Origin of the sequence: Rhodococcus sp. SJ-3 (assembly GCF_051918125.1) — a bacterium.
In the GTDB taxonomy this organism is placed as follows: domain Bacteria; phylum Actinomycetota; class Actinomycetes; order Mycobacteriales; family Mycobacteriaceae; genus Rhodococcus.
The window spans coordinates 2,905,624-2,923,876 of the sequence record NZ_CM123306.1 but is presented as its reverse complement, the minus strand read 5'-3'; the positions used below and the strand labels follow the sequence as shown (position 1 = coordinate 2,923,876).

General features: G+C 60.9%; 12 protein-coding genes, 1 tRNA gene, 3 rRNA genes and 1 pseudogene. 4 read left to right on the top strand and 13 right to left on the bottom strand.

Annotated elements, in window-relative coordinates:
* Positions 1–5: 5 nt before the first annotated feature.
* From ACTDXD_RS13515 to ACTDXD_RS13495, 5 genes are all read right to left on the bottom strand, one after another.
* Positions 6–1,043, bottom strand: coding sequence for an MCE family protein (locus ACTDXD_RS13515; RefSeq protein WP_440122852.1), 1,038 nt, complete (start codon positions 1,041–1,043; stop codon positions 6–8).
* On the bottom strand, positions 1,040–2,344 hold the full coding sequence (locus ACTDXD_RS13510; RefSeq protein ID WP_440122851.1) for an MlaD family protein: 1,305 nt from the start codon (positions 2,342–2,344) through the stop codon (positions 1,040–1,042). The genes ACTDXD_RS13515 and ACTDXD_RS13510 overlap by 4 nt, the downstream gene beginning before the upstream one ends.
* 3 nt (positions 2,345–2,347) lie before the next feature.
* Positions 2,348–3,202, bottom strand: a complete 855-nt coding sequence (locus ACTDXD_RS13505) for an ABC transporter permease (RefSeq protein WP_440122850.1) — start codon at positions 3,200–3,202, stop codon at positions 2,348–2,350.
* Positions 3,203–4,063 (bottom strand): MlaE family ABC transporter permease, encoded by an 861-nt coding sequence (locus ACTDXD_RS13500; RefSeq protein ID WP_440122849.1) that lies wholly within the window; start codon positions 4,061–4,063, stop codon positions 3,203–3,205.
* 351 nt (positions 4,064–4,414) lie between these two features.
* On the bottom strand, positions 4,415–4,987 hold the full coding sequence (locus tag ACTDXD_RS13495) for a TetR/AcrR family transcriptional regulator (RefSeq protein ID WP_440122848.1): 573 nt from the start codon (positions 4,985–4,987) through the stop codon (positions 4,415–4,417).
* Between the two features lie 262 nt (positions 4,988–5,249).
* On the opposite strand from ACTDXD_RS13495, the gene ACTDXD_RS13490 reads away from it, so the two are divergent.
* The 3 genes from ACTDXD_RS13490 (at position 5,250) to ACTDXD_RS13480 (ending at position 7,940) form a co-directional block, all read left to right on the top strand.
* Positions 5,250–6,518 carry a cytochrome P450 gene (locus ACTDXD_RS13490; protein WP_440122847.1) on the top strand — a complete coding sequence of 423 codons (1,269 nt, stop codon included), beginning with the start codon at positions 5,250–5,252 and terminating at the stop codon, positions 6,516–6,518.
* A gap of 16 nt (positions 6,519–6,534) precedes the next feature.
* Positions 6,535–7,311 carry an SDR family NAD(P)-dependent oxidoreductase gene (locus ACTDXD_RS13485; RefSeq protein WP_440127476.1) on the top strand — a complete coding sequence of 259 codons (777 nt, stop codon included), beginning with the start codon at positions 6,535–6,537 and terminating at the stop codon, positions 7,309–7,311.
* A 203-nt stretch (positions 7,312–7,514) separates the two neighbouring features.
* Positions 7,515–7,940 (top strand): lipopolysaccharide assembly protein LapA domain-containing protein, encoded by a 426-nt coding sequence (locus tag ACTDXD_RS13480; protein WP_440127475.1) that lies wholly within the window; start codon positions 7,515–7,517, stop codon positions 7,938–7,940.
* 771 nt (positions 7,941–8,711) lie between these two features.
* Here the strand turns inward: ACTDXD_RS13480 and ACTDXD_RS13475 are convergent.
* Both ACTDXD_RS13475 and ACTDXD_RS13470 read right to left on the bottom strand, forming a co-directional pair.
* Positions 8,712–9,959, bottom strand: a complete 1,248-nt coding sequence (locus tag ACTDXD_RS13475) for an IS256 family transposase (protein ID WP_106386906.1) — start codon at positions 9,957–9,959, stop codon at positions 8,712–8,714.
* A 92-nt stretch (positions 9,960–10,051) separates the two neighbouring features.
* A complete protein-coding gene (locus tag ACTDXD_RS13470) occupies positions 10,052–10,426 on the bottom strand; it encodes a MerR family transcriptional regulator (RefSeq protein WP_440127474.1) in 375 nt (124 codons plus the stop codon).
* 16 nt (positions 10,427–10,442) lie between these two features.
* Here ACTDXD_RS13470 and ACTDXD_RS13465 point away from each other — a divergent pair.
* Positions 10,443–10,652 (top strand): annotated as a pseudogene (locus tag ACTDXD_RS13465) (hypothetical protein); the annotation flags it as partial.
* A gap of 169 nt (positions 10,653–10,821) precedes the next feature.
* Here ACTDXD_RS13465 and rrf read toward each other — a convergent pair.
* The 6 genes from rrf to ACTDXD_RS13435 form a co-directional block, all read right to left on the bottom strand.
* A 5S ribosomal RNA gene (gene rrf / locus ACTDXD_RS13460) occupies positions 10,822–10,938 on the bottom strand.
* 91 nt (positions 10,939–11,029) lie between these two features.
* Positions 11,030–14,164 (bottom strand): 23S ribosomal RNA (locus ACTDXD_RS13455).
* 301 nt (positions 14,165–14,465) lie between these two features.
* Positions 14,466–15,987, bottom strand: a 16S ribosomal RNA gene (locus ACTDXD_RS13450).
* Together the 16S, 23S and 5S rRNA genes form the textbook arrangement of a ribosomal RNA operon.
* Before the next feature lie 490 nt (positions 15,988–16,477).
* Positions 16,478–16,675 (bottom strand): hypothetical protein, encoded by a 198-nt coding sequence (locus ACTDXD_RS13445; RefSeq protein WP_440127473.1) that lies wholly within the window; start codon positions 16,673–16,675, stop codon positions 16,478–16,480.
* Positions 16,676–16,923: 248 nt separating this feature from the next.
* Positions 16,924–16,996 (bottom strand) — tRNA-Thr (locus ACTDXD_RS13440).
* 62 nt (positions 16,997–17,058) lie between these two features.
* Positions 17,059–18,246: a DNA polymerase III subunit delta' gene (locus tag ACTDXD_RS13435; protein WP_440127472.1), complete on the bottom strand. Its 1,188-nt coding sequence runs from the start codon at positions 18,244–18,246 to the stop codon at positions 17,059–17,061.
* Positions 18,247–18,253 lie beyond the last annotated feature (7 nt).

The following is an 18,253-nucleotide window of genomic DNA, read 5'->3' as shown; positions in this document are numbered from 1 at the left end:
GGCCGTCACCTACAGATCGGGGATTGCTTGATTTCGCCGCCGGGCGTCGCACCTGCCACGATCGACGGGATGACATGGCTCAACTCGGGAACGAGCGTTGCGTTGATGTTGCACAGGTAGGCGTTCAGGTAAGAACCGTCCTCGCTCACACGGGCCAACCCTTTGAGTAGGCCGGGGAGATTGAATCCGAAGTACTCCCACGATGGTTTGGTGTCGACGAAGTGTCCGGTGAAACCCGGTTGCCTGCGCAGGAGTTCTTGCAGGTCCGGCTGCACTTCGCCGGTGAGTGCCGCAAGACTGTCTGTCGTGGTCGCAATCCTGTCGAGAGAACCGACCAGTTCCGGGCGCCTGGCGTTCAACTCCGCGAAGATCGAATGGGCACCGCTGATCACCGAGTCGATCTCACCACTCTGCGACGCGAGATCGGAGATGATGCCGTCCAAGTTGACGATGATGTCGCCGAGGATGCGGTCCGGTTCGGCCATCGACTCCGCAAGCCTCGATGTCTCGGCCACAAGGGTGGTCACGGATCCGCTGTCGCCCTGGAGCGCGGCGATCACCGAAGCCGTAATATTGTCTACCTGCTCCGGGTCGAGCACGCTGAACAGCGGCTCGAAACCATTGAGTAACACCGAGATATCGAATGACGGCTCCGTTCGCTCGAGCGGGATCTCGGCGCCGGCTTCGAGGATCGCGGTATCCGAGTTCTGCCCCAGGGAAAGCCCGAGATAGCGCTGGCCGATGATGCTCTGATAGGTGATCGCAGCCTCCGTGTTCGCGAACACCTGCTGGGACGAGTCGATGCTGAACCCGACCCGCGCAACCGTCTCATCGAGTGAGATCGAGTCGACCCGGCCCACTCGCACGCCGGCCATCCGGACGTCGTCGCCCACACGCAAACCGGAAACGTCGCTGAACACTGCAGAATAGGAACTCGTAGAGCCCTGCACTCCTCGCTGCAGGGTGACCACGACCGGCCAGGTCAATCCCGCCGAGATCAGCAGGAACACGATCAGCCCGATCAGCGGTTTGCGTATCGTCATCGTGGCCCTCCGCCCGTCTCGGGGGTCACTCGGATGTCGACGCCGCGTGTGATGGGCCCGAGTAGGAGGTCGGCCGCCCCGCCGAAGTCACCGCCGAGGATCTGATCGACAATGTCCTTCTCTGCGGGTGCACCGACCTGACCCACGTTGCCTCCTATCGGGGCTCGCTCGATCGTGCGTGTCGATCCGAGTCGTTCGGCCACAGGTGGAGCGCCCGTGTCCGGAGCTGTGGCGCAGCTGGGCCCGGCCAGATCTCCGTACCGGGGGCAGTCAGTGCGTGTGTACTCGATGTGGGGTGTCGCCTGGAATACGAACTTGCCCGTTCCGTTCTGCTGGCCGACCGGCCAGAACTCCGTCCACCACTTCCCCGAGATCCAATTCATCCTATTGACGATCGGAGTGAACTCGTGAGCACCGTCGGCGACCACTCCCAGCACGGGTTCGAGTTGGGTGGTTATGCCGACGATTCGGTCGGTGTTGTTCTCCAGCGACGTCGCCATCGTCGAGAGCGTGTTGGCACTTCCGAAGAACAGCGTCGAGAGCTCCTCCTGCTTCTCCGCAATCGTCCGCATAGGCACGACAGCATGATTGACTGCATCGAGCAGTTCCGGAGCCGAATGCTGCAATCCTTCCACTGCATCCGCCAACGCGGACAGTGTCGACGGGCCGCCGTCGGGGGTCACGACGGCACCGACCTCGTGCACGATTCGCTGCAATTGCGCTCCCGCACGGACGATGTCGTCGCCCCTTCGATCGGTGGCCTGCGCCACGGTGGCGAGGACACCAAGGGTTTCCTGAGAGCTGAGACGCGCTGTCGCGGCCGTGAGGTCGCGAAGCTTCGTCAGTGCGGTTTGCAGTTGCACTGTGGACAAGCTCTCGTCCTGAGGGATCGTTGCCCCCTCTTCGAGATGGGGTGCGGGGCCGTTGTCGACCAACTGGACCGACGAGACGGCGAAGACGTTGCTCGGTACCACGCGCGCGGTCACCGTTGCGGGAATTCCTTCGAGATGTTCGGGCAGGATAGAGATATTCACGAGATTGGCACCGCCTCCCGCAGGGAGTTCGACGTCGTTCACTTCCCCGACGAGAACACCACGGAACTTGACGTCGGACCTGGCGGGTAAGCCGTCCCCGACGTCGGCCAGGGTCGCAGTGATGTCGTAGCCCTTGTCGAAAGCACCGCCCATCTTGACGAAAATCCCCGCGACGAACAACACGGCCACCACGAGCGCGATGCTGCCCCGCAGAACGAGGCCCCGGAGCGACACCCCGTGCGGATCGCTCTCCAACAGAAACGACATCGCCTACCCCCCGAGCCTTGCACCGGAGCCGAGACCCCAAAACAGAAGAGTAAGAAGAAGGTTCATGACAATCATCGCGGATATGCTCGCTCGCATCGCTCGCCCGGCCGCGGTACCGACGCCCTGCGGACCCCCAGCGGCGTAGTAGCCGTAGTAGCACTGGATCGTGGTGGTGATGATCACGAAGACGATCGTCTTCAATAGCGAGTAAAAAATATCGGCGCCACTGAGCACCAAGGAGAAATAGTGGTCGTAGGTTCCGGACGAGACTCCGCCTGCCATGCCGATCACAACCTGCACTGCGACATAGTTGACCGCCAGGCAGACAAGGTAGAGGGGAATCACCGCCACCACAGATGCAAGAAGCCTTGTGGTGACGAGATAGGGGATGGACCGAATCGCGAGCGTTTCCATCGCGTCGATTTCCTCGGAGATCCGCATGGCCCCGAGCTGCGCGGTGAATCGGCAACCGGCCTGCGCAGCGAAGGCGAGCGACGCCATGATGGGCGCGAGTTCACGGGTCGTGGCCGTGGACGAGATCATCCCGGTCGCGGGCTCGAGACCGAGCAGGTGCAGCGCGTTGTATCCCTCGATGGCCACGATCGCACCGGCAGCCGCGCCGAGCACGATGATCACCCCGGCCGTGCCGCCACCGACGACGAGCGAGCCGTTCCCCCACGTCACGTCGGAGAGAATCCGAAGAAACTCTTTCCGGTAGTGCCGCAGCGTGGTGGGGATCGCGGCGACTGCTCGCATCAGGAATGTCACCATGTGCCCGAGTCGGGCGATCACCGCCGCCTGACTTCTGACCGCGGTGACGATCGGCCTTACACCCGGGGGAAAATAACTGGAAGCCACTCAGAACCCCGTCCGCGGGAACAGCAGTACGTACAACTGTGTGAAGGCGACATTGACGACCATCAGAAGAAGGATCGACGCGACCACTGTGGCGTTCACCGAATTCGCCACGCCCGCCGGGCCGCCACTGGTCGACAGTCCCTTCTGACACGCGACCACCGCGACGATCGCTCCGAATACCATGGCCTTGATCATCGTGAGAACGAAGTCGCCGACGGTCGCGAAGGAAGCGAAGGTGGCGACGAAGCTACCCGGCGTCCCGTTCATCACGAACGTGTTGAAGAGGTATCCGGACAGAAATCCGACGAAGCAGACGAGTCCTGTCAAGGCAAGACCGACCAGGATCGCGGCGGCCAACCGCGGAACCACCAGCCGCCTGATCACCGAGACCCCCATCACTTCGAGAGCGTCGATCTCGTCCCTGATCTTGCGCGACCCGAGATCCGCGCACACGGCCGAGCCGGCCGCCGACGCCATCAACAGCGCGGCGACCATCGGGGCACCCTGCTTGATCACGGCAAGACCACTCGCCGCTCCGGCCAGCGAGGTCGCTCCGACCTGTCCAGCGAGCAACCCGAACTGGATGGAGAGAGTCACTCCGATCGGAATCGCAACGAACATCGTGGGGAGCGCGGACGCCGACGCCATGAATGCCGCCTGGCGGATGAACTCCGCGAAAGGGAACCGAAGGGTCGCGATGTCCACCACGAGGTGCTGGACTGTTCGGACTCCGAGCTTGCATTGTTCGCCCACTGTCGCGAGGGCGGCCACCGGGTGGCGCCGAACGTACCCGCGCGCCCATTCATCGATCTCATCAGTGGCGGACTGCTCATACGTGGAAGTGGAACCCTCTTCTGCCACAGTCGATCCCCTTCACGAGCGGAAGAATTAGAAGTGCGCAGCCGATGTCAGATCGGCCGTCGCTCATACTCTGTACGAAAGATGCTGAGCGCGTGTGCAAAAGGTCTCAATTTCCACCAGGCACGATCCCGGACCCATCACGAAGAACCAGCAGACAGGATGCGGCCGAAACCGGACGCCCCGGCCGAACACCCCCGACACCCTCGGCCGAACCGGTCACTCTACGAACGAGCATCTGACATGCATCAAAGTAGAAGAGAGTTCTCACAATTGCAATGATCATTTACAAATCGGTGTCGAAGGCGACCGGATAAGCGCTGTTATACATTCGCCTACCTGCAGAGATGGACATCAGTCGAATTTGCTCAGCACCCACTCGACGAGTTCGACCGTCTCCGCATGCCCGCCTGTCACACCCAGGGAATCTTCCATGACCAGCACTCGCGACAAGCTGGTCATGAGTACCGAGACCACGACCGAATGGATCTTCTCGGAGAGGTTCACGCGGTCGAGGATCTTGTCGAGCGCCTCCCGCTGGCCCGCGCGGAACTGTTCGGAATAGTTCGCAATCTCAGACCGCAAGGCCTCACGGTGGCGCGACATGGCGATGAACTCCATGGTCACGGCGACTCCGGCGGGATTCGTGCTGAAGTCCCACAGCGCCCGCAGCGGGTTGGGCGCGTTCATCAGATCGGCCTGCATGACCAAGCCTTCCTCGGCGCGGCGGCGGAAGATCTCCAGGAACAGGTCGTCCATCGTCCTGAAGTAGTAGTGGACCAACTGCGGCTTCAATCCAGCCCGATCAGCGACTCTTCTGGATGTCACTGCGGCGTATCCCTTTTCGATCATCAACGCCTCGGCCGCATCGAGCAGGACCGTTCGGTTCTTCGCATCCGGTGCACCGAGCCTGCGCGACGACGCCATCCATCAACCTCCGCTTCACCAGTTGCACGGCTGCAACTTTGCAACATCCCATGGGGATAACTTATGTGATGTTGACCATATCAAGCCTCATATGTTATCCATGACACGAACAATGCTAGGCAGGTGCACAGCGCTCGGAGGTCGCCCCCCCAGCCCAGACCCTCGCGCGCCAACTGTATCGAATCTAGTTGCGCTGCAATACTTTATGTCTAGTTGCGCTGCAATACTTTATGCAATATCTAGGTCCTCCAGGAGGCTCGACTTGAACGACTTCGATACGAAGGACTACTTCACAGACCCGTCCTTCGTCGCCGACCCGCACCCGTTCTTCGACTATCACCGCTCGAAGTGCCCGGTACGACGACTGGAAGCCTCACAGAACGTCATCGCAGTCACCGGATACGACGAAGTCCTGGCGGTACTTCGCGATACAGCGAACTTCTCCAATATCGTCGCGCCGATCGGTCCCTTCCCGCCGCTACCGTTCACGGTGGACGGCGACGACATCAATGCGCAGATCGACGCACATCGCGAACAGTTTCCGATGTACGAGCATCTGGTCACCATGGATCCGCCCCAGCATTCGCGGACTCGACGGCTGGTGAGCGGCCTGTTCACACCGCGCAGACTCGACGAGAACGAACACTTCATGTGGGCGCTCTCCGATCGGCTGATCGATCAGTTCCACGCGTCCGGCAAGTTCGAGGCACTCTTCGGCTACGGGGTGCCCTTCGCCCTGTTGACGATCGCCGATCTCCTCGGTGTGCCCGCCGAACATCACGAGTCGTTCGCACGTCACCTCAACGCGCAGAAGGTCGGCTCGACCGAGGGCGAGTCATTGGGCACCAACCCTCTCGAGTTCCTGGACGAGAAGTTCACGGCATTCCTCGAAGACCGCCGCCGCGAGCCGCGTGCCGACGCCCTCACGATTCTGGCCGACGCGAAGTACCCCGATGGGGAAGTCCCCGACGTCGTCGAACTCGTCCGGATCGCCACCTTCCTCTTCGGTGCCGGTCAGGACACGACGGCCCGGCTCATCACCTCGATGCTGCTCCAAATCGCCGAGAACCAGGATCTGCAGACGCAACTTCGCGAAGACCGCACCCTGATCCCGCCATTCATCGAAGAGATGCTTCGCATGGAAGGCCCCGTCAAGAGCGACTTTCGTCTTGCACGCAAGACGACGACCGTGGGGGATGTGAAGATCCCGGCAGGCACGGTGGTCATGGTGTCGCTTCCCGCGGCAAATCGCGACCCGTCGCGCTTCGAGAAGCCCCATGAGCTTCGGATCGATCGCGAGAATGCACGTGAACATGTCGCCTTCGGTCGAGGAGTCCATTCATGTCCAGGCGGGCCATTGGCACGCGTCGAGGCACGCGTGACGATCGAGCGGATCCTCGACCGCATGCGCGACATTCGGGTATCCGAAGCCCGGCACGGCCCCGCGCATGACCGTGACTTCAGCTACGAACCGACCTACATCCTGCGCGGCCTTGCCGAGCTCCATCTCGAGTTCACCCCCGTCGGCTGAAAGGACGATTTCCCACATGGTCGACAACACCAGCAGCATCGAGGCGAGGACGAGGGTCGCAGTCGTCACCGGAGCAGGCTCCGGCATCGGGCTCTCGGTCGCCCGACAACTCGCCGCGCTGCACCACCCCGTCGCGTTGCTCGACCTGAGCGGCTCCGCAGCACAGCAAGCCGCGGATGAACTGAACGAAAACGGCGCGACGGCACGCGCATTCGAGGTCGACGTCGTCGATCGGCCCGGTGTGGATGCTGCCATGGAAAAGGTCCGCGCCGAACTCGGCGCGGTGAAGATCATGGTCACGAGCGCCGGAATCGAAGCAACCGCTCCGTTCACCGACATCGATCTCTCCGACTGGAAACGCATCATCGACGTCAACCTCACCGGCACATTCAACAGCGTGCAGTCAGCAGTACCCGACATGGTCGAAGCGGGTTGGGGTCGCATCATCACGATTTCATCGTCCAGTGCACAGTCCGGCGCCCCGGATCGAGCGCACTACGTCGCGTCGAAGGGCGGAGTCATCGCACTCACCAAAGCCCTGGCATACGAACTTTCTCCGAAAGGCATTACTGCCAACACGATTCCTCCGTCCATCATCGATACTCCGATGGCGCGAGCAGCCGAGGAATCCGGCGAGATGCTGATCAACTTCGAGGCACTCGCCAGCATGACGCCCGTTCGCCGGACGGGGACACCGCACGACGTTGCGGCAGCGACAGCGTTCCTCTGCTCTGACGATGCCGGCTTCATCACCGGTCAGGTCATCGGCGTCAACGGAGGCTGGTACCTCTGACCCAAGTACGGGGAGGCATGTGGCGACTGTGATGGGAGTCGTCATTCGGGGGATGGAGAAGTGTCCGGGGGATTCTCATCGGGTCCCTCGGACACTTCCGGCGCACACCGGGTGCAAAGTCTCGTATCGGGGCAGATGGAACTGTATCGACCACCGCATCCGGACCGGAATAGTCGGAACCGAACGTGGGTACCCGACTGCACATGCCAACCACCTCGAGGGGCCCAGAAGATCCGGACCGCGATCTCTCATCACCACCACCGCACAGCGATGTCCCCGTCCCGCCTTCGGGCGCGACGCCGGATCCTGACGCCACGAGTGACCTGCACCCTGACCTCGTCAGAGGAAAGGGCATCAGACGGACCCGCACCGGCGCGTTGTGGACCGCCCTGGTTACCGGCGTCCTCATTCTGCTGTTGCTGCTGGTGTTCATCCTGCAGAATCTCGACAGCATCACGCTGGAACTGTTCGGGTGGGACTTCTCGCTGCCCCTGGGTGTGGCGTTGCTGTTCGCAGCTATTGCTGGTGCGGCGATAGTCGGACTCACAGGGGGTCTCCGGATCCTGCAACTGCGGCATGCCGCCAACAGACAGCGCAACCTCAGTGCCGGCTCACGAAGTCGCTCCTGACCAGCGACGGCAGCTCGTTCACGTTCGACACCCAGTCAGCAGCTAGTCCTGCACCGGGTTCCGCAAAATTCTCAGAACCACGAGCACCGCACACGCTGTCAGTGCGCCAGCGGCTGTCGCCATAGCCGGAGATCCCTGGAATACAACTACCGACCCTGCGCAGAGCACACAGATGACCGTGGCCATCAGGAAGACCGGCCAGTCGGTTCCAACGGTGCGGGGCCACCTGTGAATCGCGGTCGGCAGTGATGTCATATCTTCGTATACCCCCGTGCCCCACGGTTTTACACCTTCTCACCGGATCTCGACAAGCTTCGAATCCGCCGCTGTCACGATTTCAGATGCCGACCATGTCGTTCTATGCCGCCGGCGGCTGGAGAAGCAAAGGCGACCGGCGCTCGGCGTCGAGGATTGTGGCGCAGCTCGGGCACAGCATCCGCGTTGTGATCATCCAGCCGTTGGTGCAAGCGTACGTGTCGGCGATCTCTCGGCTGCCTGCAGTAACGCGATACCCGTGGTCGCAGTGATCGCACCGAAAAATCCAATGATGATATCCCGGTGTAGGAGCTGTTTCACGCTGCAGCATCGCAAATCTTTCTATCCGAGGAATAGTATCCGTACTCGCGCAACGACCGCGCAGCAGTCGACCCAGGACACTATTACCCCACGGGTCGAAGGCTGAACCGTGCCAGCTGCATATTTATGGTGGAGGCCGGAGGCGCAGGGTCAAGTCCCAGGTAGTGGTGTATCGCCTGTGATCCTTCGTAGGGGTTAGGCGCTGAGTTCGAGGACGGGGTCGGTGCTCACCTCCGTCGTCGTGTCGGTCACTGGAGCGAGTCGGCAGCGGGCGAGGACTTCGAGGCCGAGGTAGCGGCGGCCTTCGGCCCATTCGTCGGTCTGTTCGGCCAGCACGGCCCCGACGAGGCGAACGATGGCCTGCCGGTTGGGGAAGATGCCCACGGCGTCGGTGCGGCGCCGGATCTCCTTGTTCAGCCGCTCGGAGGGGTTGTTGGACCAGATCTGGGTCCAGACGTCCTTGGGGAAGGCGGTGAAGGCCAGGATGTCGGCGCGGGCGGCGTCGAGGTGCTCGGCCACCGCCGGCAGCTTGGCGGCCACGTAGTCCAGCAGCCGGTCGAACTGGGCGTGCACCGCGGCGGCGTCGGGCTGGTCGTAGACCGAGTGCAGCATCGCCTTGACCGCCGGCCACATCGACTTCGGGGTCACGCTCATGAGGTTGGCGGCGTAGTGGGTGCGGCAGCGCTGCCAGGTGGCGCCGGGAAGGTTGGCCGCGATGGCCTCGACGAGGCCGGCGTGCGCGTCTGAGGTCACGAGCCGGACCCCAGCCAGGCCGCGGGCCACGAGGTCGGCGAAGAACTCGTTCCACGCCGCCCCGGTCTCGGCCGTGGCCACCCGCATGCCCAGGACCTCGCGGTGCCCGTCACCGTTGACACCGGTCGCGATCAGGACCACGGCGTTGATGACCCGCCCGCCCTCGCGCACCTTCATGGTCAGGGCGTCGGCGGCGACGAACGTGAAGGGTCCGGCCTCGTCGAGGGGCCGGTGGCGGAAGGCCTCGACCTGGGCGTCGAGGTCGGCGGCCATCCGGGACACCTGCGACTTCGACAGGCTGTTGATGCCCAGCTGCTTGACGAGCTTGTCCATCCGGCGGGTGCTCACCCCGGCCAGATAACAGTCCGCCACCACCGTGATCAGCGCCGACTCGGCCCGCTTGCGCCGCTCGAGCAGCCACTCGGGGAAGTACGTCCCGGTGCGCAGCTTGGGGATCGCGACGTCGATCGTGCCGACCCGGGTGTCCAGGTCGCGGTGCCGGTAGCCGTTGCGCTGCGCGGTCCGGTCCGGGCTGCGTTGGCCCCACTCGGCACCGACCACCGCGTCGGCGTCGGCGGACAGCAGCGCGTTGATCACCGTCTGCAGCAGGTTGCGCATGAGGTCCGGGGAGGCTTCCGCCAGGGCCTCGCCAAGCAGGCCGGCAGGGTCGACAATGTGAGGTGCGGTCACCGTGATGCTCCGTTCGAGAGTGCTGTGAAGGGTTCACTCGAAGATCACGCGGTGGCCGCTCCACGTCTACTACGACGAGGCCGGCAACCGCGTTACACCATCATCGGGGACTCAACTAGGCGCAGCGCCGGGGCGCCTTCCTTCTCGTAAGCACCGAGCATCGAGCGCAGGTAGGCATTGTCCTCCTCGAGACGCTGATTGCGGGCATCCAGGTGAAGGATGCGTCCGATTCCGGCGATGTTGACTCCGCCGGCAACGAGTGCAGTGATGTGCCGCAAGGCCGCCACGTCGTCGGCGTCACTGTAGCGGCGGGTACCTCCGGGAGTGCGGTCCGGAGCGATCAGGCCGCGTCGTTCGTACAGCCGCAGAGTCTGCGGGTCTATACCGGTCAGGCCGGCGGTCACCGAAATGCCGTAGACCCCGGTTCGTGGACTTTGACAGCCGTAGACAGAAGTACGAGGCAGCATCCGGAGGTGACAGACGATGTTGATGCGCCCCGGCCCGTTTCGCGACTTCGATCGTTCGGGTCAGCAGTTACTCGGCACGACGGCCAGACCCGCAGTAATGCCGATGGACGCGTGGCGGGAGGGCAGCAGTTTCATCGCGGAATTCGGCTTACCTGGGGTAGATCCCGAATCCATCGACCTCGACGTCGAGCAGAACGTTCTGACGACGCCCGGTGGGCACCCGAAACCGAAACCGGCACCCCGACCGAACACCACCCGCCCCCACACGAAACCCACACACTGAAAACAACAAGAGCCAGGGAGGACAGGGACACCATCCCCGCCCTCCCTGAACTCTCTCCACCTACGAAAACACGAAAGGGACCCCACAACGTGGGGCCCCTCTCGGAACGGGTGCACGGCGGCGACCTACTCTCCCACACCCTGACGAGTGCAGTACCATCGGCGCAGACAGGCTTAGCTTCCGGGTTCGGAATGGGACCGGGCGTTTCCCCATCGCTATAACCACCGTAACTCTATGAAACACTGCAACACCCCACACCCACACAATGGATACGAAGCATGTGCTGTCTCAGACACCGCACAGTGGACGCGTAACACCTTCATGATAAGTCCTCGGCCTATTAGTACCAGTCACCTCCACACATTACTGCGCTTCCAGTTCCGGCCTATCAACCCGGTGGTCTGCCGGGGGCCTTACCCCAATAAAGGGTGAGAAACCTCATCTTGGAACAGGCTTCCCGCTTAGATGCTTTCAGCGGTTATCCCTTCCGAACGTAGCCAACCAGCCATGCCCCTGGCGGGACAACTGGCACACCAGAGGTTCGTCCGTCCCGGTCCTCTCGTACTAGGGACAGCCTTCCTCAAGTTTCTTACGCGCGCGGCGGATAGAGACCGAACTGTCTCACGACGTTCTAAACCCAGCTCGCGTGCCGCTTTAATGGGCGAACAGCCCAACCCTTGGGACCTACTCCAGCCCCAGGATGCGACGAGCCGACATCGAGGTGCCAAACCATCCCGTCGATATGGACTCTTGGGGAAGATCAGCCTGTTATCCCCGGGGTACCTTTTATCCGTTGAGCGACACCGCTTCCACATGCCGGTGCCGGATCACTAGTCCCGACTTTCGTCCCTGCTCGACCTGTCAGTCTCACAGTCAAGCTCCCTTGTGCACTTACACTCAACACCTGATTGCCAACCAGGCTGAGGGAACCTTTGGGCGCCTCCGTTACATTTTAGGAGGCAACCGCCCCAGTTAAACTACCCACCAGGCACTGTCCCTGAACCCGATCAGGGCCCGAGGTTAGACATCCAATACGATCAGAGTGGTATTTCAACAACGACTCCACAAACACTGGCGTGCCCGCTTCACAGTCTCCCACCTATCCTACACAAACCGAACCGAACACCAATACCAAGCTATAGTGAAGGTCCCGGGGTCTTTTCGTCCTGCCGCGCGTAACGAGCATCTTTACTCGTAATGCAATTTCGCCGAGTCTGTGGTCGAGACAGCAGAGAAGTCGTTACGCCATTCGTGCAGGTCGGAACTTACCCGACAAGGAATTTCGCTACCTTAGGATGGTTATAGTTACCACCGCCGTTTACTGGGGCTTAAATTCTCAGCTTCGCCACCACAAGGGCAGCTAACCGGTCCTCTTAACCTTCCAGCACCGGGCAGGCGTCAGTCCGTATACATCGTCTTACGACTTCGCACGGACCTGTGTTTTTAGTAAACAGTCGCTTCTCTCTGGTCTCTGCGACCCCACCCAGCTCACACCGTAAAGGCGATCACCAGACGAGGTCCCCCTTCTCCCGAAGTTACGGGGGCATTTTGCCGAGTTCCTTAACCACAGTTATCTCGATCGCCTCAGTATTCTCTACCTGACCACCTGTGTCGGTTTGGGGTACGGGCCATGTGAAAGCTCGCTAGAGGCTTTTCTCGGCAGCATAGGATCACTGAATTCACCACAACGGCTACGCATCACCTCTCAGGCACATGAGTGGCGGATTTGCCTACCACTCGCCCTACAGGCTTACACCGGCTATTCCACCAGCCGGCCCAGCTACCTTCCTGCGTCACCCCATCGCTTGACTACTACCACCGAAGGTCCCGTGCATCCACACACCCATCCCCCGAAGGGAACAGACCTGCTTCAGGACGGTTAGTACCAGTGATTCATCAGGGGCGCGTTCACACGGGTACGGGAATATCAACCCGTTGTCCATCGACTACGCCTGTCGGCCTCGCCTTAGGTCCCGACTCACCCTGGGCGGATTAACCTGGCCCAGGAACCCTTGGTCATTCGGCGGACGAGTTTCTCACTCGTCTTTCGCTACTCATGCCTGCATTCTCACTCGCATGGCCTCCACAACTAGTTCACACTGCTGCTTCCACGGCCACACGACGCTCCCCTACCCATCCACACCACTGCACAAGTTTCCGCAGAAACAAGCATGTGTCATGCGAATGCCGCGGCTTCGGCGGTGTACTTGAGCCCCGCTACATTGTCGGCGCAGGACCACTTGACCAGTGAGCTATTACGCACTCTTTCAAGGGTGGCTGCTTCTAAGCCAACCTCCTGGTTGTCTCAGCGATCCCACATCCTTTTCCACTTAGTACACGCTTAGGGGCCTTAGCCGGCGATCTGGGCTGTTTCCCTCTCGACTACGAAGCTTATCCCCCGCAGTCTCACTGCCGCGCTCTCACACCCTGGCATTCGGAGTTTGGCTGACGTCAGTAACCTTGTAGGGCCCATCGGCCATCCAGTAGCTCTACCTCCAGAGTGAAACACGCGACGCTGCACCTAAATGCATTTCGGGGAGAACCAGCTATCACGGAGTTTGATTGGCCTTTCACCCCTACCCACAACTCATCCCCTCAGTTTTCAACCTAAGTGGGTTCGGGCCTCCACGACGTCTTACCATCGCTTCACCCTGGCCATGGGTAGATCACTCCGCTTCGGGTCTAGAACATGCCACTGCACCGCCCTATTCGGACTCGCTTTCGCTACGGCTACCCCACACGGGTTAACCTCGCGACATGCCACTAACTCGCAGGCTCATTCTTCAAAAGGCACGCCATCACCCACCAGCCACCAAAGACTGCACAGGCTCTGACGGATTGTAAGCGCACGGTTTCAGGTACTATTTCACTCCCCTCCCGGGGTACTTTTCATCTTTCCCTCACGGTACTAGTCCGCTATCGGTCACCAGGGAGTATTCAGGCTTATCGGGTGGTCCCGACAGATTCACACCGGATTTCACGGGCCCGGTGCTACTTGGGTACCTTTCACGAGAGCCGGCAAATTTTCGTCTACGGGATTCTCACCCTCTACGACAGGCCGTTCCAGACCACTTCGACTAATCCACCGGTTTCTTACTCTCGCTCATCATGACAGTGATGAGAAGAAAAGCCCCACAACCCCACAAGTGCAACCCCTGCCAGGTATCACACACCCATGGTTTGGCCTCTTCCGCGTTCGCTCGCCACTACTGACGGAATCACATATTGTTTTCTCTTCCTGTGGGTACTGAGATGTTTCACTTCCCCACGTTCCCTCCACACGCCCTATATATTCAGGCGCGGGTAACACGACATCACTCGTGCTGGGTTTCCCCATTCGGAAATCCTCGGATCACAGCTCGGTTGACAGCTCCCCGAGGCATATCGCAGCCTCCCACGTCCTTCATCGGCTCCTGGTGCCAAGACATCCACCGTACGCTCATAAACACTTACAACAAAGATGCTCGCGTCCACTGTGCAGTTCTCAAACAACACACAACAACCCCTACCGCAAGAACACACACCGTGTCTTGTTTCGTGGATCATCGTCGCTGAAAAAACACGAAAACGTGTTCCCTCAGGACCCAACAGCGCACCGATATAACTTCCCGGATCCTTCTCCCAGAGAGAAGAACCGATGGAAAGTACTTGTCAGCGTTCCACCCATGAGCAACCGTGTCCCACATACGGAGACAAACGGCCTCTGGTCACACACATTCACCGACTCTTCGGGATGTATGGACAGATGCTCCTTAGAAAGGAGGTGATCCAGCCGCACCTTCCGGTACGGCTACCTTGTTACGACTTCGTCCCAATCGCCGATCCCACCTTCGACGGCTCCCTCCCACAAGGGGTTAGGCCACCGGCTTCGGGTGTTACCGACTTTCATGACGTGACGGGCGGTGTGTACAAGGCCCGGGAACGTATTCACCGCAGCGTTGCTGATCTGCGATTACTAGCGACTCCGACTTCACGGGGTCGAGTTGCAGACCCCGATCCGAACTGAGACCGGCTTTAAGGGATTCGCTCCACCTCACGGTATCGCAGCCCTCTGTACCGACCATTGTAGCATGTGTGAAGCCCTGGACATAAGGGGCATGATGACTTGACGTCGTCCCCACCTTCCTCCGAGTTGACCCCGGCAGTCTCCTGCGAGTCCCCACCATTACGTGCTGGCAACACAGGACAAGGGTTGCGCTCGTTGCGGGACTTAACCCAACATCTCACGACACGAGCTGACGACAGCCATGCACCACCTGTATACCGACCACAAGGGAAACCACATCTCTGCAGTCGTCCGGTATATGTCAAACCCAGGTAAGGTTCTTCGCGTTGCATCGAATTAATCCACATGCTCCGCCGCTTGTGCGGGCCCCCGTCAATTCCTTTGAGTTTTAGCCTTGCGGCCGTACTCCCCAGGCGGGGCGCTTAATGCGTTAGCTACGGCACGGATCCCGTGGAAGGAAACCCACACCTAGCGCCCACCGTTTACGGCGTGGACTACCAGGGTATCTAATCCTGTTCGCTACCCACGCTTTCGCTCCTCAGCGTCAGTTACTGCCCAGAGACCCGCCTTCGCCACCGGTGTTCCTCCTGATATCTGCGCATTTCACCGCTACACCAGGAATTCCAGTCTCCCCTGCAGTACTCGAGTTTGCCCGTATCGCCTGCAAGCCCGCAGTTGAGCTGCGGGATTTCACAGACGACGCGACAAACCGCCTACGAGCTCTTTACGCCCAGTAATTCCGGACAACGCTCGCACCCTACGTATTACCGCGGCTGCTGGCACGTAGTTGGCCGGTGCTTCTTCTCCAGGTACCGTCACTTGCGCTTCGTCCCTGGTGAAAGAGGTTTACAACCCGAAGGCCGTCATCCCTCACGCGGCGTCGCTGCATCAGGCTTTCGCCCATTGTGCAATATTCCCCACTGCTGCCTCCCGTAGGAGTCTGGGCCGTGTCTCAGTCCCAGTGTGGCCGGTCGCCCTCTCAGGCCGGCTACCCGTCGTCGCCTTGGTAGGCCATTACCCCACCAACAAGCTGATAGGCCGCGGGCTCATCCTGCACCGAAAAACTTTCCACCAAAAACCATGCAGCCTTTGGTCATATCCGGTATTAGACCCAGTTTCCCAGGCTTATCCCGAAGTGCAGGGCAGATCACCCACGTGTTACTCACCCGTTCGCCACTAATCCACCCAGCAAGCTGGGCTTCATCGTTCGACTTGCATGTGTTAAGCACGCCGCCAGCGTTCGTCCTGAGCCAGGATCAAACTCTCCGTTAAAGACTCATAATCAAAACCCCGAAGGGCTGATCAGTCAAAGACATCGAGCCAAATCACTAGCAAAAAAACTCAAACTAGCAAAACACTGACCACCACAGACGGAAGAATGTGATGATCAGCAAATTCGACCACCGAACATCATCGGTGATCGCACCAAAATAATTGGCACTGACATTCATCGGCACACTGTTGAGTTCTCAAAGAACACGCACACATCATCACTCACCGGACACATCCGGCTCGTTCCGAGGCAACTGTTCCAGCCTAGACCGTTTCACTCACGGACGCAAATCCGTGTGCGGTTCGGAACCAGGGGCGGTGCGAAACCTTACCAGAAGGTGTCGTACCAGTGAAATTCAGGCGTCTTCGTCCAACCTCGTTGTCCCTGACCGTGTGGTCCGGGTCGGTGTCCGTGTCGCTCTGACCTGGAATAAGTTACGCGAGGTCCTGCCGGAACACCAAATCGCCAGGTCATCGATGTTTACTGCTCTCAGGGCACCCAATACTTCTCCGCAAGCGCCTGTACGACGGCGTCATCTTCCTCTGCACGATCGAGCAACATCAGATCGTGATTCAGGTCCATGGCCCTGGGGTCATCTCCTTCGGCGTCCCCGAGGGGCCGGCCCCCGTCCTCTGCACGTTGCCGGAGGATCTTGTCGCGCACTCGCCTCTTCAACGACTCGCTCATGTATCGAGCATGGGCGTCACACCGCAGCTTGTCGAGAGGCGCGGAACTCCCGCCGGAGCGCATGGCGCCTAGCGATCGTCGCGGTTACGGAAGACTCGAATCGCCATCGGAAGCACAACTGCCAGGGCCCCGAGTATCAGGATGAGGGAGAACAGTTCCATCAGCATGGTGCCCATGATCCACGCAGATCCGGTGGAGCGTCGAGAACGGCGAAGGCCCCGTCCTTGTGGACGGGGCCTTCGCCTCTGAGCTGCCTGAGAGAATCGAACTCTCGACCTTTTCATTACGAGTGAAATGCTCTACCGACTGAGCTAAGGCAGCGCGCCTTGCGGCGACCGAAGTCTAGCCGAAACCCCCCCGCTCGACGCAAACCGGCAGGAAGCTCACCGGAACGCGGCGCTCAAACGAGCCGCCATTGCGGCCAACGCGAAGCGAGGTTTGACGTTCTGCGCGAGCGCTTCGCGACAGTCGAGGATCGCTTCGATGCAGTCGAGGAGCCTTTCGGGCTTGGCCCGGGAGGCGAGGTCGCGGGCGCGGTCGGTCATGTCGGGATGGTTGGGCGTCGTCACTGCACCCATCGACTGCGCAAGCGCATCCCGGTACAGCCCGGCAAGGTCGATGAGAGCACGGTCCATGATGTCGCGCTCGGTGCGGGTCTTGCGTGACTTCTGGGTGCGTTCGAGTTCCTTGAGTATTCCCGCCGAACCTCGCAGAGCACCGGCAGCTCCTTTACCCGTACCGCCGGCACCGAGGGCGGTCTTGAGTTCCTCGGTTTCGCGTTCGTCGCGGTCTGCACTGATCTCTTTGGCTTCGGCCTCTGCGCGCCGGCCGAGTTCTTCCGCAGAGGTATAGGTGGTGGCGGGTCGAAGGACGGCGCCCGCGACATCCAGAGCGCGGGCGCGGTTGTCGCGGGCAGCCGCGTCGGTGGCGAGACGTCGAGCACGACCCACATGGCCACCACTGACCGACGCGGCCCACTGCGCGGCATCCGCAGCGATACCGTCGACGTCGCGTAGGACCTGAGCGATGGAGTCGACGCTCGGGGTGATGAGCCCGACGTGCCGGCACCTCGACCGTAAGGTCACCGAGATGTCCTCCGGATCGACCGACGGTGCACACAGTAGGAAGACCGTGCGCTGCGGCGGCTCCTCGACGACCTTGAGCAGTGCGTTCGCAGCACCTTCGGTAAGGCGGTCGGCATCTTCGATGACCACGACCTGCCAACGCCCGGTACTCGGTCGCCGAGACGCGACCTGCACGATCTCGCGCATCGCCTTGACACTGATCGTCAGGCCTTCGGGAACCACACGCCGGACATCGCCGTGAGTACCCGCCATCGTCGTGGTGCACGCGTGACAGCAACCGCATCCGGGTGTCACGTCGTCGGTGCACTGCAGTGCCGCCGCGAAGCAGAGGGCTGCAACGGAGCGACCTGATCCGGGCGGACCTGTGAACAGCCAGGAGTGCGTCATCGCAGAGCCGGAGACGCCGGTGCGCGCGGCCACCGCCGCACCCACCAGATCGGTCTCGACATCGCGTTGACCGACGAGACGATCGAATACTCCGGGCATGCGGCTC

Bases quoted from the DNA above. Each gene is read 5' to 3' on its own strand.
- ACTDXD_RS13485 (WP_440127476.1), top strand. From the start codon at position 6,535: ATGGTCGACAACACCAGCAGCATCGAGGCGAGGACGAGGGTCGCAGTC.
- ACTDXD_RS13435 (WP_440127472.1), bottom strand. From the start codon at position 18,246: ATGCCCGGAGTATTCGATCGTCTCGTCGGTCAACGCGATGTCGAGACC.
- ACTDXD_RS13480 (WP_440127475.1), top strand. From the start codon at position 7,515: ATGCCAACCACCTCGAGGGGCCCAGAAGATCCGGACCGCGATCTCTCA.
- ACTDXD_RS13495 (WP_440122848.1), bottom strand. From the start codon at position 4,987: ATGGCGTCGTCGCGCAGGCTCGGTGCACCGGATGCGAAGAACCGAACG.
- ACTDXD_RS13510 (WP_440122851.1), bottom strand. From the start codon at position 2,344: ATGTCGTTTCTGTTGGAGAGCGATCCGCACGGGGTGTCGCTCCGGGGC.
- ACTDXD_RS13445 (WP_440127473.1), bottom strand. From the start codon at position 16,675: ATGAGCGAGTCGTTGAAGAGGCGAGTGCGCGACAAGATCCTCCGGCAA.
- ACTDXD_RS13515 (WP_440122852.1), bottom strand. From the start codon at position 1,043: ATGACGATACGCAAACCGCTGATCGGGCTGATCGTGTTCCTGCTGATC.
- ACTDXD_RS13470 (WP_440127474.1), bottom strand. From the start codon at position 10,426: ATGCTGCCTCGTACTTCTGTCTACGGCTGTCAAAGTCCACGAACCGGG.